Origin of the sequence: Stenotrophomonas acidaminiphila (assembly GCA_002951995.1) — a bacterium.
Classification (GTDB): domain Bacteria; phylum Pseudomonadota; class Gammaproteobacteria; order Xanthomonadales; family Xanthomonadaceae; genus Stenotrophomonas; species Stenotrophomonas acidaminiphila_A.
In genome coordinates, this window is the sequence record CP019797.1 from 2,240,704 (window position 1) to 2,257,915 (window position 17,212).

Below are 17,212 nucleotides of genomic sequence, written 5' to 3' on the forward strand. Positions count from 1 at the left end.
ATCTCTTGGAACTTGACCCCTCTCACTCCTTTGGCCATGGCGAAATCCGTAGGCCAAAGGACAACCTCGCCGGGAATACCCCGTCATCCAAGTGCTCCGGAATCAGGCGGAGTGTTCCTTTCTCCTTATCCTCCACGCGGAGTAGGAATCGCGCGTATACGGCACGTTGGTTCCGTACTATGTCCCACACCTCGCCTCGAAAATCTCCCGTTGTTCCCAGTCGGCCGTCAAGCATGACGAGCGACCACGGGGCTAGAGAGTGGGTAGCCATGTAGGAAGAATGAATCTCGCCGACATAGCGCCCCCCCCTAAGTACTCAATTGAAAGCTGAATCTCCCCGTTGTCTTCCATCGGGTCTTCGCCATGAAGAAGGTTCAGCTCTGTCCAAGCTTCGGGATCACTTGAGAAGCGCCCTGAGTACCGCTGGTAGTCCCGGAATACGTTGAGCGTGGTCTCTCTGGCTACGGGAAAATGGCTTGAGAAAGACACGATCTTCTCAGGAAGTGCGAGCAGCCCTAGAAGCGCACTAACAATCCAGCCGGACGCCAGTCCAAGCCAGTAAGCCCACTTCTTCCAAGACGGTTTCTCCGCTTGCCTCTTGGAAACCTCTGGCGATTGATGCATCTGAGTGCGCCTTCGCTGTGCTTTCTTGTTCACCACGGTGACGATGCCTCGATTGTTTGCTTCCCATTCTGCCATCGGCGAACGGGGCGAATTCTGGTGGATCAGAGTGCTTTAGGCGGTTTTGGCTTTAAAGTAGACGATGGCACCGGATGTGTTGGCGCGCAGACCGTCCAAGTAGTCCGCCCATGCCTGCATCATCTTCCGCCGCTCCTGGAGGTGACTGGTGCGGTTGTAGGCTCGCCCGTTGGGGTCGCGGACCGCGTGCGCCAGTTGGTGCTCGATCAGGTCCGGCCGCCACCCCAGCACTTCGTCCAACAACGTGCGCGCAGTGGCGCGGAAGCCGTGGGCAGTCATGGTTTCCTTGTCGAAACCCATGCGACGCAACGCGGCAGTGAGCGCGTTATCGCTCAACGGTCGCTTGGGCGAACGGCCACCGGGGAACACGTATTGGCGGTGGCAGGTCAGCGGTTGCAGGTCGCGGAGGATCGCCACAGCCTGCGAAGATAGCGGAACGAGGTGCGGCTCGCGCATCTTCATCTTGTGCGCGGGGATGTTCCACTCACCTGCATCCAAGTCGATCTCCGACCACTCGGCATGGCGTAGTTCACCGGGGCGGACGAACACCAGCGGCGCAAGCCGCAGAGCAGCGCGCGTGGTTGCATCGCCGCTGTAGGCGTCGATGGCCCGCAGCAGGCCGCCGAGCTCTCGCGGGTCGGTGATGGCCGCATGGTGGCGTTCGGCAGGAGGCGCAAGCGCGCCCCGCAAGTCAGCCACGGGATTCCGGTCGGCCCGTCCGGTGGCGACGGCGTAGCGCATGACCTGGCCGCAGTTTTGCATGATCCGGTGAGCTGACTCGATGGCGCCGCGTTCTTCAATACGGCGGGCCACGCGCAGGAAGTCGGGAGCGGTCAGCCCCGCAACCGGGCGACCGCCAATCCACGGGAACACGTCGTTGTCCATCCAGGCGACGACCTTGCAGCGGTAGGACTCCACCCAGTTCTGCTTACCTAGCCACTCTCGGGCCACGACCTCGAAACTGTTGGCTGCCCGCTCGGCACCCGCCACCTTCTCTGCCTTCCGGTGTTCGCCGGGGTCGATGCCCGCTGCCAGCAGACGGCGCGCTTCGGCATGACGGTCACGGGCAGCTTTGAGGGATACGTCGGGGTAGGTGCCAAGACTCAGGGTGTTGCGCTTGCCAGTTACCGGGCGGCGGTAGTCCCAGCGCCACCAGCGGGAGCCGTCCGGGTTGAGCAACAGGTACAGGCCGCCGCCATCGCGGAGTTTGTACGGCTTGGGGCCGGGCTTGGCCTTGCGGATGGCAGGATCGGTGAGCGGTGGGACTGCTCGCGGCATGGCGGTAACTGTTTTGGCGGTAGTTGAGTTACCGCCATTGTTACCGCCATGGGGAGCCGGATTTCAAGAGGCCCTACCGGACCTCCTTGGACACAAAAAAGGCCGGAAGCCCTGATATTGCTGGACTTTCCGGCCTTTCGTGGCCCTTGTGGGGCCGTCTAATGGTGGAGGTGGGCGGAATTGAACCGCCGTCCGAAGGCACTCCATCCCCGGCACTACATGCTTAGCTCGCCGTTGTATCTCGCCCCGGAACAGCACGGCGCGCAAAGCGCATTCCGGAACCAGCCCGCTTTATCTAGCTTGGGGCTGACGGGCAGCCACCCCATGCGATTCCGTGATGATGACCCTACGCAGCGAGCACGGACACAAGCTGTTTCGGGGCTTAGGCCTTAAGCGGCCAGAGCGTAGTTGTCGTCGTTGGCAACTATGAGTTGTGCAGCTGGATTTACGAGGAAAGCTACCCCCTCGGCATGCGCCAAGCGACTTCACAACCCCCGTCGAAACCAGTGCACCCCGATTTCTTCAAGAATTCTTCCGTACTGATCGTCTGTATCCGCGATGCGGCGTGGACGATGCTCGACAGCGGCCATGGTACGCGATGTGGCGCGATGCGTCACCTGCGCGTGACCCGGCGGACATCTTCCAGTCATGCCCCGCCCGTGGCTTGCATCGCGGCCCGCTCATGCATGCCCCGGAAACGAAAAACGTCCGCAAACCCGGGGCTTGCAGACGTTCTTCAACTGGCGGAGTGAGAGGGATTCGAACCCTCGATAGAGCTTTTGACCCTATACTCCCTTAGCAGGGGAGCCCCTTCGGCCTCTCGGGCATCACTCCGTTTTCTTTCGCCCTGCCGCGTGTTCCGTGGCAGGGCGCGAAGAATACCGTTTAACGGGGTGAAAGGTAAACCCTTATTCGGAAGTTTCTTCACTTCCCTGTGCAGCCGGCTCATCGCCGCGCTGGATACGCTGGAAAATTTCCTCACGGTGCACCGCCACGTCCTTGGGCGCGGTGATACCGATACGTACCTGGTTGCCCTTGACGCCGAGCACGGTCACGCTGACCGAGTCACCAATCATCAGGGTTTCGCCTACACGGCGAGTCAGGATCAACATTGTGCGAGTCTCCATGGAACCGGTGGGGGTTTCCCACCGGCATTGGCGCGCCAAGAACCTGCGCCCCACGACAAAGGGAAAAGACTCCCAATGTTAATGGCAGGCAGCAGGCGCCTTCAAGGCGCGCGGCTGCCTACGTTCATGCCAAGTGTGGCTTGATCCATTCCAGCACGCCGTCGAGCGCGGCAACCAGCCTGGGACCGTCTTCACCGCCACCCTGTGCCAGATCGGGACGACCACCGCCCTTGCCCCCGATCTGACCGGCGACATGGGACAACAGTTCCCCGGCCTTGACCCTGCCCATTGCCGAGCCATTCACGCCCGCGACCAGCGAGGCCTTGCCGTCCTGGGCGCCCGCCAGCAGGATCACCGCGTCGCCCAGCTGCTGCTTGAGCCGGTCCATCGCCTCGCGCAGCGCCTTGGCATCGAAGCCCTCCAGGCGCGCGGCCAGCACCTTCACGCCGCCGATCTCGACCGCCGAGGCACCGAGGTCGGCGGTCGCGCCGGAGGCCAGCTTGGCCTTGAGGGCCTCCAGCTCGCGCTCGAGCTTCTTCTGCCGTTCGCCGAGCTGGCGGATCTTGTCCACCACATCGGCCGCAGCCCCGCCCAGCAGGCTCGCGGCCTCGGCCAGGCGCGCCTCCTCGGCGTCCACGTGGTCCAGCGCCCCCTGCCCGGTCACCGCCTCGATGCGGCGCACGCCGGACGAGACGCCGCCCTCGGCGGTGATCTTGAACAGGCCGATGTCGCCCGTACGCGACACGTGGGTGCCGCCGCACAATTCGGTCGAGTAGTCGCCCATCTTCAACACGCGCACGTTCTCGCCGTACTTCTCGCCGAACAGCGCCATCGCCCCGAAATCCAGCGCTTCCTGCATGCCCATGTGGTGCACTTCGGCCGCGTTGTTGGCACGGACCTGCTCGTTGACCTTGCGCTCGATGAGCGCCAGCTCGTCGCTGCTGATCGGCTGGAAGTGGGAGAAGTCGAAGCGCAGGCGATCCGGCGCCACCAGCGAGCCCTTCTGCTGCACATGGCTGCCCAGCACTTCGCGCAGCGCGGCATGCAGCAGGTGGGTGGCGGAGTGGTTGAGGATGGTGGCACTGCGACGGGCAGCATCGATCGCGCCGGCGAGGACGTCGCCGAGCTTGATCGTGCCCTGCTCCACGGTACCGACGTGGCCGTGGAACTGGCCGGCGAATTTCTGCGTATCGGAAACCGCGAGCGCTACGCCATTGCCGGACAGCATGCCGGTATCGCCAACCTGGCCGCCGGATTCGGCATAGAACGGCGTCCTGTCGGTGAACACGATCACCTCGTCGCCAGCCTGCACCTCCTCCACCGGGCGCCCCCCTTGAGCAGGGCGACGACCTTGAGGCCCTCCGCCTGCTGCTGGTCGTAACCCAGGAACACGGTGGGCGACAGCGTCGCGACCAGTTCGGCGGGCAGGGTCACGCCACCGCCGAACTTGCCGGCGGCGCGCGCCATCTCGCGCTGGTGCTCCATGGCGCTGTCAAAGCCGGCCATGTCCACCGTCATGCCGCGTTCGCGGGCGATGTCGGCGGTCAGGTCGACCGGGAAACCGTAGGTGTCGTACAGGCGGAAGGCGTCGGCACCGGGAATGACGCCATCGCCGACCCTGGCGGCGACGTCGTCGAAGATCTTCATGCCCGCGTCCAGCGTCTCGGCGAAACGCTCTTCCTCGGCCAGCAGTGCCTTGTGCACCGTGGTGGCGGCGGCCGGCAGCTCGGGGTAGGCCTCGCCCATCTGCTCGACCAGGGTCGGCACCAGCTTGTGGAAGAACGGCTGGCGCACACCCAGCATCCAGCCATGGCGCAGGGCGCGGCGGATGATCCGGCGCAGCACATAGCCGCGGCCTTCGTTGGACGGCAGCACGCCATCGACGATCAGGAACGAACAGGCACGGATGTGGTCGGCGATCACGCGCAGCGACTTGTTCTCCAGGTCGGCGGTGCCGGTCAGCTCGGCGGCCTTGCGGATCAGCGCCTGGAACAGGTCGATCTCGTAGTTGGTATGCACGTGCTGCAGGATCGCCGCCAGGCGCTCCAGGCCCATGCCGGTGTCGACGCACGGCGCCGGCAGCGGCACCAGGGTGCCGTCCGGCTGGCGGTCGAACTGCATGAACACCAGGTTCCAGATCTCGATGAAACGGTCACCGTCCTCGTCCGGCGAGCCCGGCGGGCCACCGGCGATGTGCTCGCCATGGTCGAAGAAGATCTCGGTGCACGGGCCGCATGGGCCGGTATCGGCCATCTGCCAGAAATTATCGGAGGCGTACGGCGCGCCCTTGTTGTCGCCGATGCGCACGATGCGGTCCTCCGGCACGCCGATCATGTCGCGCCACAGCGCGTAGGCCTCGTCGTCGTTGTGGTAGACGGTGACCAGCAGGCGCTCGGCCGGCAGCTTCCAGACCTGGGTCAGCAGTTCCCACGCCCAGGCGATGGCATCCTTCTTGAAGTAGTCACCGAAGGACCAGTTGCCCAGCATCTCGAAAAAGGTGTGGTGGCGGGCGGTGTAACCGACCGAGTCGAGGTCGTTGTGCTTGCCGCCGGCGCGCAGGCAGCGCTGCACATCGGCCGCACGGACATAGCTGCGCTTCTCGGCGCCCAGGAACACATCCTTGAACTGCACCATGCCGGAGTTGGTGAACAGCAGGGTCGGGTCGTTGCCCGGCACCAGCGGCGCCGACGGCACGATGGTGTGGCCCTTCCCCTTGAAGAAGTCGAGGAAGTCGGCGCGGATCTGAGAGGTAGTGAACTTGACGGGTGTATTCATGAGGACTGGCGATAGGCGGGCTGGCGGCAGCCGGCACCCCACGCGGTGCGTGGACCCGGGACAGCCGAAACCCTGAAAGGGTATCAGGCCCGGTCGCGTCAGTCCTCAGGATCGTAGCGGGTAGCGGCGCGGATGCAGCCGCCGTCGAAGCCGCGCCGGGCCAGCATGTCCGCGGCCTTGCGCCGCTGGGCCAGGTCCAGCGGCCCGTCCGGACCAAAACGGCGGCAGACCAGGTCCCTGGCCAGCGCTGCCCAATCGCCCTCGAAGGTAGCCAGTGCGGCCTCGATCGCCTCGCTGTCCAGGCCGTGGGTGCCCAGCTCGGCACGGATGTGCAGGGGGCCGTAGCCGCTGCCGGTGCGGTTGCGCACCAGGGCCTCCGCGAACCGGGTGTCGTCCTGCCAGCCTTCCTCGGCCAGGCGCGCCACCGCGGCGTCCACCGCGTCGGCGTCCACCCCGCGGGCCTTGAGCTTGCGCCCCAACTCCTTGCGCGAATGTTCCCGCCGCACCAGCAGCCCAAGTGCGCGCTGCAGCGGCGTCTGTTCACGTGGCCGCCGGCTGCGGCGGACAGGCCGATCTTCGCTGTCGTTCATTGCGTTACCTGCCATCGCGCGCGTACGGGGCATGCCCCGTACCTACCTGCTGGCAACCCTGCTGCGGAGCAGCCCTTTACCTCCATGAAACCGCGGGGACGGGACGACGTCACTGACGATGCGCCGCCCGTCCCCGCGGGAAAATCATTCCTCGTCCGCGTCGTCGCCGGCATCGCGCGCGGCGTCGGCGGGCTGGAACTTCTCGCGCAGCTCGGCCTCCAGCCTGGCTGCCACCTGCGGGTTGTCGCGCAGGTAACCACGGGCGTTGTCCTTGCCCTGGCCGATGCGTTCATCGCCGTAGCTGTACCAGGCGCCGGCCTTCTCCACGAGCTTGGCGTCCACGCCCATGTCGATCAGCTCGCCCTCGCGGCTGATGCCTTCGCCGTAGAGGATCTCGGTGACCACCTGCTTGAACGGCGGCGCCAGCTTGTTCTTGACCACCTTGATCTTGGTCTGGTTGCCGATGATCTCGTCGCCCTTCTTGATCGAGCCGATGCGGCGGATGTCCAGGCGCACCGAGGCGTAGAACTTCAGCGCGTTGCCACCGGTGGTGGTTTCCGGGCTCTGGCCGGGCATCATCACGCCGATCTTCATGCGCAGCTGGTTGATGAAGATCACCAGGGTGTTGGAGCGCTTGATGTTGCCGGTCAGCTTGCGCAGCGCCTGGCTCATCAGTCGCGCCTGCAGGCCGGGCAGCTGGTCGCCCATCTCGCCTTCGATTTCAGCCTTGGGGGTGAGCGCGGCGACCGAGTCGATCACCAGGATGTCCACCGAGCCCGAACGCACCAGCATGTCGGCGATCTCCAGCGCCTGTTCGCCGGTATCCGGCTGCGACAGCAGCAGGTCGTCCACGTTCACGCCCAGCTTGGCGGCGTAGATCGGGTCCAGCGCATGCTCGGCGTCGATGAAGGCGGCGGTGCCGCCCTGCTTCTGGCACTCGGCGATGGCCTGCAGGGTCAGGGTGGTCTTGCCCGAGGACTCCGGGCCGTAGATCTCGACCACGCGACCCTTGGGCAGGCCGCCGATGCCCAGCGCGATGTCCAGCATCAGCGAACCGGTGGGAATCGCCTCGACGGGCTCGACCACGCGGTCGCCCATGCGCATCACCGACCCCTTGCCGAACTGCTTTTCGATCTGGCCCAGGGCGGCAGCGAGCGCGCGCTTCTTGTTATCGTCCATCGGGGTCTTCCTCGTCGTTGATGTCATGGATTTCGTCATGGGTCCACTGTAGCGGGGGCGTATCGCACAGGCTGAGACGAGTGCGGGCGGCCAGATTATCGGGACGGGAAGGATACCGGCAGCCGCGCCGGCACCTGCCGCCCGTAGGAAAACCATCGCCCCTGCGATGGGAGAAATGCGGTCACCGGTTCGGCCTCAACAGCCCGCAATACAGGCCTTCGATGGCGAAGTCCTGGTCCGGCAGCACCTCGATGGGCGCATAGTCCGGATTACGCGGCAGCAAGCGGATGCGGTCCTTGCCGACCTTGAGCAGCTTGACCGTGATCTCGTCGTCGATGCGCGCCACCACGATCTGCCCGGACCGCGCGTCACGGGTACGGTGCACGCCGATCAGGTCGCCATCGAAGATGCCTTCGTCGATCATCGAATCGCCCTGAACCTTCAGCAGGTAGTCCGGCGCCGGCGAGAAGAACACCTTGTCGAGCACCACGAAATCGTCCGCCCCCGAGCCGATGTCCGCGCCGATCGGCAGGCCGGCGGCGACCCGCCCCAGTACCGGCAGGCGCAGCACCGTGTCCTCGGCCACCCCCGCGACCGTCACCGCCGGCTCGTCATCACCGGCGGGCCGCACCAGGCGGATGCCCCGTGCCCGGCCCGGTACCCGCTCGATGGCGCCGGCCGCCTCCAGTGCATCCAGGTGATATTGCGCCGAGCGCACCCCCTTGAAGCCGAAAGCGCGGGCGATCTCGGTCTGCGAGGGCGGCATGCCCTCGCTGTCGATGCGCTCGGCGATCATGTGCAGGATCGCCTGCTGGGTCTGGGTCAGGTCCATGGTTAGTAGTATTACTACTAACGAAAGCCATCGCAAGTGCCTGGTGGCCAGGCCACCAGGCGGGCCCCCGGCCCTTGCCGTACGCGGTCGTCGGCCCGCTAGGAGCGCCTGCCGCTGCGCCAGATCGAGAACAGGATCCACACCCCGCACAGCCCGGCGCCGAGGAAACCGGCCACGCCCAGCGCCAGCAGCCAGCGGTTGCTACCGCTGCCGATGCTGTTCATGACGATGGACGAGCCGATGATCAGCGCGGCGGTGACGATGCCCACGGTCAGGCGGTTGGCAGCGCGGTTGACCTGGTCGCCGAAGCCCTTCAGCCCCGGCGTGTCCACCATCAGGCGCATGCGCCCGCGGCGTGCGGCCTGCAGCAGGCGGCGCATGTCGCGCGGCAGGTCGCCGGCCAGGTCCAGCGCGCCGAGCAGGCTGCGACGGCCACGCCGCAGCACCGCGCGCGGCGCGTAACGGCGGCGCATGATCCGCTCCAGGAACGGGCGCGCGGCGCCGGCCATGTCGAAATCCGGGTCCAGTTGCCGGCCCATGCCTTCCAGGGTCAGGAAGGTCTTGATCATCAGCGCCAGGTCGGCCGGCAGGGTCAGCCCGTACTGGCGCAGCAGTGCGGTCACGTCACCCAGCATCAGGCCGATGCGCAGGTCCTTGAGCGGCACCCCGCGGTACTGGTCGACGAAACTGCCCAGGTCCTGCTGCAGGCGCGATTCGTCGACTTCCACGCCGCCGGCCCACTCCAGCAGCACGTCGGTCACCGCCTCGGGATCCTGGGTCACCAGCCCGTGCAGCAGCCTCGCGACCTGGAAGCGGCGCTGCTCGGACAGCCGCCCGACCATGCCGAAATCGATGATGCCGATGCGCCCATCGCGCAGGTAGAAGATGTTGCCCGGGTGCGGGTCGGCGTGGAAGCAGCCGTCGTCCAGCACCATCTTGAGGATGATCGCCGCGCCGGTATGCGCCAGCGCCACGCGGTCCAGGCCGGCGGCATCGACGGCCTGCAGGTCGCGTCCGGGAATACCGTCGACGAAGTCCTGCACGTTCAGGCTTTCGCAGGTCCATTGCCAGTGCACGCGCGGGATCAGCACTTCCGGATGGCCGGCGAAGTTGCCGGCGATGCGCTCGGCATTGCGGCATTCGGCGGCGAAGTCCATCTCGCGCCGCAGCGACCGGGTGAACTGCTGCACCACTTCCGAAGGCCGGTAGCGGCGCAGGTCTGGCAGGCGCGCCTCGATGATCTCCGCCAGCCGCGCCAGCAGGCGCAGGTCGGCCTCGACCACGTCGCGGATGCCGGGCCGGCGCACCTTCAACACCACCGGGGTGCCGTCGTGCAGCCAGGCCCGGTGTGCCTGCGCCAGCGACGCCGCGGCCATCGGCCGCTGCTCCAGGCGGGCGAAGGCCTGCTCCAGTGGCTGGCCAAGGTCGGCCTCGAGCTGCCCGCGCACCTGGTCGTACGGCAGCGCCGGCACCGCGTTCTGCAGCTCGCTGAACTGGTCGATCCATTCCGGCGGAAACAGGTCCACGCGCGTGGCCAGTACCTGCCCCAGCTTGACGAAGGTCGGGCCGAGTTCCTCCATCGCCCGCCGCACCCGCACCGGCGCGGACATCTGCAGCATCTGCCCGGAATCGTTCCAGTGCAGCAGGCGCCCGGCGCGCTGCAGGACGTCGGCCAGGCCGACGCGGCGGACCACGTCGCCGAAGCCATAACGGATCAGGACCGCGGCGATCTCCTGCAGCCGCCCCAGGTCGCGCACGGTGCCCAGCGCCTCCCACATCAGCCGCGCCCTCCACAGGGGAGCCGCCGGCCAGCCATCACAGCAGGGCCTCCAGCCCCTCCAGCGCGCGCGCCACGGTCTGCCGCCGCACCGCCTCGCGGTCGCCGTCGAAGTGGAAGCGCTCGGCATGGGTGTAACCGCCACGCCGCTTCCAGCCGATCCATACCGTGCCGACCGGCTTGTCGGCGCTGCCGCCGCCGGGCCCGGCGATGCCGGTGACGGCCACGGCGACGCTGGCGCCGGAATGCACCAGCGCCCCGAAACCATCTCGATCACCGTCTCACGGCTCACCGCGCCCTGGCTTTCCAGCGTCTGCGGACGCACGCCCAGCAGCGCCTGCTTGGCTTCGTAGCTGTAGGCCACCATGCCGCTGTCGAACCAGTCCGAGGAGCCGGCCACGCCGGTCATGGCCTTGGCGATCCAGCCACCGGTGCAGCTCTCGGCGGTGACCACGCGGTCGCGCGCGGCGCGCAGGCGCTCACCGATGCGGGCGGCGAGGCGCTCCAGTTCCAGATCGTCGGGCGTGGTGGCCATGTCGTCGCCTGCGTAAAGGGTTGCCCCGTTGTAACGAAAAACCCGCGGCGGCGAAACCGCCGCCGTGCGCCCGCCGCGTTCAGCGGTCGCAGCCTTCCAGCTTCAGCGCCTGCCCGGGCTTGATCGCATAGGCCGGGGCGCGCAGCCCGTTGGCGCGCGCCAGCGCCGGCAGCTCGCACTGGAAGCGCGCGGCGATGCGGCCCAGGGTGTCGCCCTTGGCGACCTTGTAACTGCGCGCGGCGGGCCGCCTTGCCGGGCGTGCCGGGGCGACCGGCGCGGTGGCGGCAGGCGCGGCCGCCTGCATCGCCTGCACGTCGCCCACCGCCACGTTGCCGGTGTAGCTGGCGGCCTGCGGCCGCTTGATCGCGGTATTCACGTCGGCGGTGATCAATGCCCGCGCCAGGTCCGCGCGCGGCCCGTTCACGCAATGCCGGTTATACAGCCCGGCGATGCGGGTGGTGGCGTTGATGGTGGTGCCGGCGGGGATCCAGCCATCGGCCTCGTAGCGCGGGTTGAGGTTGCGCAGCACGCGCATGTAGCCGTCGCGGGTACCGGCGCTGCCCAGGCAGATGGTCAGCTCGTAGATCGTGGTGGACCTGGCCAGGCGGATCGTCGCCGGCTGCGCGTTGACCTTGGGGAACTCGACGCCGTACTGCTGCGGGTGCAGGAAGATCCACGCCGCGGCGATCACCATCGGCACGTAGTCCTTGGTCTCGCCCGGGAACTGGTTGTAGATCGAATCGGTCCAGAAGCCCTGCCCGCCGCCCTGGTTGAACACCCGCTGCGCGCGGCCCTCGCCGCCGTTGTAGGCGGCCAGCGCCAGCTCGATGTTGCGGTTGAGCTGGCCCATGCGCTCGTTCATGTAGGAGGCGCTGGCCTCGGCGGCGCTGCGCGCGTCGAACCGGGTATCGAAACCGCTGCCGTCCGGGCCGAGGCCGAAGCGGCGGCCGGTGGCCGGCATGAACTGCATCAGCCCCGCCGCGCCGGCGCGCGAGGAGGCGTGCACGCGGCCGTTGGACTCCTTGGCCATGATGCCGAACAGCAGCGCCTCGGGCAGGCCGCGCTTTTCCCACTCCGGCCACATCACCGCGCGCAGGTTCATGTAGTTCTCGTAGCTGGTCAGCAGCGCCGGGCGCATGTCGGTCAGCCAGCGGCGGATGCCGGCCTGGATGGCCGGGTTGTATTCGACCATCTCATCGAAGGCGTGGCGGTGGTCGTTGAGCAGTGCCGCCGCGCGCGCGGCCTCGGGCACGTCGGCGACCAGCGGACCGACGTGGTCGGGATCGGCCTCGAGCGTATCGCCGGCCTCGTCGGCGCTGTCGCCGGCGCTGTCGTCGGCCTGCTTCTTCAGCAGCCGCTTGTAGGTGGACAGCAGGTTGCCCACCTGGCAGCCCTTCTGGCCGATGCAGGCATTGATGACGTCCTCCATGTCCTCCAGCGCGGCGTTGCCCTCGGCGGTGCCCTTGGGGTCGGCGTTGGCAACCAGCAGCAGGGCGTCCGCATAACGCTTCTCAGCCGCGGCCATGCGCTGTTCGATCGCCTCGACCCGGGCCTTGTCGCGGGCGGACACGCGCTGCGCGTGCGCGGTGGGAATGGCGATCAGCAGCGAGGCGGCGACCAGCAGCGAGCAACGACGGACGGACGGAACGGAAGCGGGCATCAGCGGCTTTACGGGCGGAAAGGCTGGCAGGGTAGCCGCCGGCCTCGCTGCCCGGCAACCGGAACGGCCAGGCGATACAGTCGGCAGCTAGAATCCCCCCACGAACACCCGGGAGCACTGCATGGACCCCATCCTGATCGGCAAGGGCATCACCGACGATATCGCCGTCACCCTGCTTCCGCGCTTCGGCAACCGCCATGGCCTGGTGGCCGGCGCCACCGGCACCGGCAAGACGGTGACGCTGATGACCCTGGCCGAGGGCTTCTCGCGGCTGGGCGTGCCGGTGTTCCTGGCCGACGTGAAGGGCGACGTGGCCGGCCTGGCCGTGCCCGGCGACGGCGGCGAGAAGCTGGCCCAGCGCGCCGCCGACATCGGCGTGGCCGGCTACGCCCCGGCCGCCAGCCCGGTGGTGTTCTGGGACCTGTACGGCCAGCTCGGCCACCCGGTGCGGACCACGGTCAGCGAGATGGGCCCAACCCTGCTGGCGCGCATCCTGGAGCTCAACGACACCCAGGCCGGGGTGCTCGACATCGTGTTCAAGCTGGCCGACGACCGCGGCCTGCTGCTGCTCGACCTGGACGACCTGCGCGCCCTGCTCAACCTGGTGGCCGAGGAGCGCAAGGACGTGTCCACCGAGTACGGGCTGGTCAGCGCGCAGTCGGTGGCGGCGATCCAGCGTGCGCTGCTGCGCCTGTCGCAGGACGGCGGCGAGGGGTTCTTCGGCGAACCGGCGCTGGAACTGGCCGACATCATGCGCGTCAACCACGACGGCCGCGGCGTGATCGGCATCCTCGCCGCGGCGCAGCTGATCCTCAAGCCGCGCCTGTATTCGACCTTCCTGCTGTGGCTGCTCTCCGAACTGTTCGAGAAACTGCCGGAAGTGGGCGACCTGGAGAAGCCGAAGCTGGTCTTCATCTTCGACGAGGCGCACCTGCTGTTCGACGATGCCCCGCCCGCCCTGGCGCAGCGCATCGAGCAGGTGGTGCGACTGATCCGCTCCAAGGGCGTGGGCGTGTATTTCTGCTCGCAGTTCCCCGATGACGTGCCGGCCAACATCCTTGGCCAGCTCGGCAACCGCGTGCAGCACGCGCTGCGCGCCTTCACTCCGCGCGACCAGAAGGCGGTCAAGACCGCGGCGGAGACCTTCGTCCCGAACCCGAAGCTGGACGTGGTCGCCACGCTGTCGCAGCTGGGCACCGGCGAGGCGCTGGTGTCCACCCTGCAGGACAAGGGGGTGCCCGCGCCGGTGCAGAAGACGCTGGTGGCGCCGCCACGCTGCCGCATGGGCACGATCACCGACGCCGAGCGCGCCCAGGTCCGCGCCGGCAGCCCGGTCGGCAGCCGCTACGACACCGCGGTCAACCGCGAATCGGCGGCCGAGATCCTGGCGCGTCGCGCGCAACAGGCCGCCGACCAGGCCAAGGCGCCGGCGGCGCGCACCCGCGAGCAGGACGACAGCCAGGAAGCCGGCTTCGGCCAGGCCATCAAGGACGCCATCTTCGGTACCAAACGCCGCCAGGGCATGATCGAGACCATGGCCAAACAGACCACGCGCACGGTCGGCACCAAGCTGGGCAACCAGATCGTGCGCGGCATCCTCGGCGGGATTTTCGGCGGCAAGCGCTGACCGGTCCCCGCGACCGCCACGGCGTCCGCTGGCCGACGTCGCCGGATGCCTGCGCCGCCGCGTGTCGCGCCGCGCTCGGCAAGCGCCCCAACCCGGCGGCGTGGCCACCGCGGGCAGCCCGCCCGGCGTGCCCGCGCTCCATCGACGTGCCGTGACTTCAGCCATTGGTTGGCCTGGCGCACGCGTGCGCGGCTACCATGCGCCGCGTCTTCCCGATGTTCCGTCGCAATGAGCCGCTGGCGTCCCCCTGCAGAAAAGAGCACTGCCCTGATCACCGCCCAGGGCCATGCGCGGCTGAAGGCCGAGCTGGATGAACTGTGGCGGCAGCGGCGACCGGAGGTGGTCAAGGCGCTGGCCGCCGCCGCGGCCGAAGGCGACCGCTCGGAGAACGCCGAATACACCTACCGCAAGAAGCAGCTGGGCGAGATCGACCGCCGCGTGCGCTATTTGAGCAAGCGCCTGCAAGCGCTGCGCGTGGTCGACACCCGCCCCAGCGACCCCGACGCGGTGTTCTTCGGCGCCACGGTGGAACTGGAGAACGTCCAGTCCGGCCAGGTCCACGTCTACCGCATCGTCGGCCCGGATGAAACCGATGCGACCGCCGGCTGGATCAGCATCGATTCGCCGCTGGCCCGTGCGCTGCTGAAGAAGCGCATCGACGACGAATTCGAGGTGGAACTGCCGGGCGGGCGGCAGGGGTTCGCCATCATCGGCATCGACTACGCCGCCGGGTGATGCCCCACGGCGGCGGGTGCGAGCCGCCCCCGCCTGCGGCTTCGGGCTGGCCAAGCCGCCGGGCCGGCAAGTCGGCACGGCATCCCGCGCAAAGCGGGACGCACCGGTCATGGCCGGCGAACCCGGACCGCGTCAGCGCAGCGGCGCGGGGTATGTGCGCCCTTCGCGCAACGGCCGGAAATAGCCGGCTTCGGCGTAGAAGACATCGTCCTGCCGCGGCTGCCAGCCGGGCACACCGGCCAGCGGCAGCGGGCGCAGCTGCAGCGGATCGTCGAGGATCTCGCCGGCTGCCAGCGCCGCGGCCACGCGCGCCACGCAGGCCGCATCGTCCGCGCCGTGCACCACCACGCAGCGCCCGACCAGGCGCGGCCCGGGCACCAGTGCCTGCTCCATCAGCGCGTGCCCGATCACCGCGGCCACGCCGATGCAACCGTCCTGCCAGCGCGTGGCCTGCGCGGCGAACAGCGCATGCCACTGATGGCCATCCCACAACCGCAGCAGCCCGGGATCGGCAACACGCACGATCACCCCGCATTCGTCGAACTGGGTCAGCGCCTGCTGCGCGCGGTTGCGCCGCTGCGGTCCCATCGCGGCGACATGCAGGCACTGGCGCGCGTTGAGCGCCGACTTGATCGCCGGGTAACGTGCCCAGACCAGTGCGTTGAACAGGTCGTGCCAGTTCTCCGGGCGGGTGGCGATGCGCCCCTGCGTTGCGATGCGCGTTTCGTAGTGCAGGCCATCGGCCAGCAGCGCCTCGTCCTGCACGACGAAGCGCGGCCCGTGCGCCGGCAGCAAAGCGTTGAGTGCGTCGATCCCGGGCCACTCTGCGGCGGTCATCCATCCGCGATGGGCGGCATATCCATCGAACAGCGGATGCCGGAAGCACGCCGGATCGACCTGCACACGCGACGGCGCGATGAAACGGCGCCGCCCGGGTGCAGCGCCGGTGCCGTCCGTGCCACCGCCCCCGCCTCCCGGCTGGCCGGTCACAGCACCTTGAGATCGAACGGCGTCGTGGCGGGTTTGACCCGGGCGTCACCGAACAGGTCATGCTCGTCGCTGTCGGTGATCTCCACGTCGACGAAATCGCCCACGCGCAGCCCCGCCGCGTCGGCATTCTGGATATGCACCAGGCCGTCGATCTCCGGCGCATCCGCCCGGGAGCGCGCCACCGCGATGCCGTCCTCGATGGCGTCCACCAGGCATTGCTGCACGCTGCCGACCTTCGCTTCCAGCCTGGCCGCGGAGATGGCGGCCTGCTTTTCCATGAAGCGCGCCAGGCGCTCCTGCTTGACGTCTTCCGGCACCGGGTCGGGCAGCTCGTTGGCGGTGGCGCCTTCCACCGGCGAATAGGCGAATGCACCGACGCGGTCGAGCTGGGCGGCGTCGAGAAACTCGAGCAGCTGCTCGAACTCGGCTTCCGTCTCGCCCGGGAAGCCGACGATGAAGGTCGAACGCACGGTGATGTCCGGGCAGATCTGGCGCCAGCGCAGCACCCGCTCCAGGGTCTTGTCGACCGCGCCCGGGCGCTTCATCAGCTTGAGGATGCGCGGACTGGCGTGCTGGAACGGGATGTCCAGGTACGGCAGGATGCGGCCGTCGGCCATCAGCGGCACGACATCGTCCACGTGCGGATACGGGTAGACGTAGTGCAGGCGGGTCCAGGCGTCCAGCTCGGACAGGCCCTCGCACAGCGCCTTCATGCGCGTGGCGTACTCCCTGCCGCGCCAGGTGCCCGGCGCGTACCGGCGGTCCACGCCGTAGGCCGAGGTGTCCTGCGACACCACCAGCAGTTCGCGCACGCCGCCCTTCACCAGCCGCTCGGCCTCGCGCAGCACGTCCTCCACCGGGCGCGAGACCAGGTCGCCGCGCATCGACGGGATGATGCAGAAGCTGCAGCGGTGGTTGCAGCCTTCGGAAATCTTCAGGTACGCATAGTGGCGCGGGGTCAGCTTGATGCCGTAGTCCGGCACCAGGTCCACGAACGGGTCGTGCCTGGGCGGCAGCGCGGCATGCACCGCGTCCATCACGCTGGCGTAATCCTGCGGCCCGGACACCGACAGCACGTCCGGGTACTGCTCGCGGATCATCTCCGACTTCTTGCCCAGGCAGCCGGTGACGATGACCTTGCCGTTCTCGTTCATCGCCTCGCCGATGGCATCGAGCGACTCGGCCACGGCCGAATCGATGAAGCCGCAGGTGTTGACCACCACCACGTCGGCCGCGTCGTAGGACGGCACGATGTCGTAGCCCTCCACCCGCAACTGGGTGAGGATGCGCTCGGAATCGACGAGGGCCTTCGGGCAGCCAAGGCTGACGAAGCCGACTTTGGGGTTCAGCTGGGACATGGGGTCTGGCGGTTCTGGAAGGCCGGGGCCGGAATGGCCGCGGGGCCGTG

General features: G+C 68.1%; 11 protein-coding genes, 1 tRNA gene, 1 other RNA gene and 2 pseudogenes. 2 read left to right on the plus strand and 13 right to left on the minus strand.

Translation table 11 applies throughout. The features are described from left to right. Window positions 1-735: 735 nt before the first annotated feature. From B1L07_10055 to B1L07_10105, 11 genes and pseudogenes are all read right to left on the minus strand, one after another. A complete protein-coding gene (locus B1L07_10055) occupies window positions 736-1,977 on the minus strand; it encodes an integrase (protein AUZ55376.1) in 1,242 nt (413 codons plus the stop codon). 162 nt (window positions 1,978-2,139) lie between these two features. Then, window positions 2,140-2,493, minus strand: a transfer-messenger RNA (tmRNA) gene (gene ssrA / locus B1L07_10060). Between the two features lie 225 nt (window positions 2,494-2,718). Then, window positions 2,719-2,811 (minus strand) — tRNA-Ser (locus B1L07_10065). A 74-nt stretch (window positions 2,812-2,885) separates the two neighbouring features. Continuing rightward, complete coding sequence (locus B1L07_10070) at window positions 2,886-3,089, minus strand: carbon storage regulator (protein AUZ56542.1); 204 nt, start codon at window positions 3,087-3,089, stop codon at window positions 2,886-2,888. 139 nt (window positions 3,090-3,228) lie between these two features. Continuing rightward, window positions 3,229-5,879, minus strand: a pseudogene (locus tag B1L07_10075) (alanine--tRNA ligase). Window positions 5,880-5,977: 98 nt separating this feature from the next. Continuing rightward, window positions 5,978-6,469, minus strand: coding sequence for a recombination regulator RecX (locus B1L07_10080; GenBank protein ID AUZ55377.1), 492 nt, complete (start codon window positions 6,467-6,469; stop codon window positions 5,978-5,980). A gap of 144 nt (window positions 6,470-6,613) precedes the next feature. Further along, on the minus strand, window positions 6,614-7,648 hold the full coding sequence (locus B1L07_10085; protein ID AUZ55378.1) for a recombinase RecA: 1,035 nt from the start codon (window positions 7,646-7,648) through the stop codon (window positions 6,614-6,616). Window positions 7,649-7,829: 181 nt separating this feature from the next. Beyond that, the gene (locus B1L07_10090) at window positions 7,830-8,480 is read right to left on the minus strand and encodes a repressor LexA (GenBank protein AUZ55379.1); all 651 of its coding nucleotides are present in this window, start codon (window positions 8,478-8,480) and stop codon (window positions 7,830-7,832) included. A 98-nt stretch (window positions 8,481-8,578) separates the two neighbouring features. Continuing rightward, on the minus strand, window positions 8,579-10,258 hold the full coding sequence (locus tag B1L07_10095; GenBank protein AUZ55380.1) for a 2-polyprenylphenol 6-hydroxylase: 1,680 nt from the start codon (window positions 10,256-10,258) through the stop codon (window positions 8,579-8,581). Window positions 10,259-10,295: 37 nt separating this feature from the next. Next, window positions 10,296-10,792, minus strand: a pseudogene (locus tag B1L07_10100) (damage-inducible protein CinA). 79 nt (window positions 10,793-10,871) lie between these two features. Continuing rightward, window positions 10,872-12,452, minus strand: coding sequence for a lytic transglycosylase (locus B1L07_10105; GenBank protein AUZ55381.1), 1,581 nt, complete (start codon window positions 12,450-12,452; stop codon window positions 10,872-10,874). Between the two features lie 121 nt (window positions 12,453-12,573). Between B1L07_10105 and B1L07_10110 the strand changes: the two genes are divergently transcribed. Both B1L07_10110 and B1L07_10115 read left to right on the plus strand, forming a co-directional pair. Beyond that, a complete protein-coding gene (locus B1L07_10110) occupies window positions 12,574-14,079 on the plus strand; it encodes an ATP-binding protein (GenBank protein AUZ55382.1) in 1,506 nt (501 codons plus the stop codon). A 228-nt stretch (window positions 14,080-14,307) separates the two neighbouring features. Then, window positions 14,308-14,814 (plus strand): transcription elongation factor GreB, encoded by a 507-nt coding sequence (locus B1L07_10115; GenBank protein AUZ55383.1) that lies wholly within the window; start codon window positions 14,308-14,310, stop codon window positions 14,812-14,814. A 132-nt stretch (window positions 14,815-14,946) separates the two neighbouring features. Here the strand turns inward: B1L07_10115 and B1L07_10120 are convergent, their stop codons facing one another. Together B1L07_10120 and rimO are read right to left on the minus strand one after the other, a co-directional pair. Next, window positions 14,947-15,804, minus strand: coding sequence for a hypothetical protein (locus B1L07_10120; protein AUZ55384.1), 858 nt, complete (start codon window positions 15,802-15,804; stop codon window positions 14,947-14,949). Continuing rightward, entirely contained in the window at window positions 15,801-17,162 is a 1,362-nt protein-coding gene (gene rimO / locus B1L07_10125; GenBank protein AUZ55385.1) for a ribosomal protein S12 methylthiotransferase, read from the minus strand. The genes B1L07_10120 and rimO overlap by 4 nt, the downstream gene beginning before the upstream one ends. Between the last annotated feature and the right edge of the window lie 50 nt (window positions 17,163-17,212).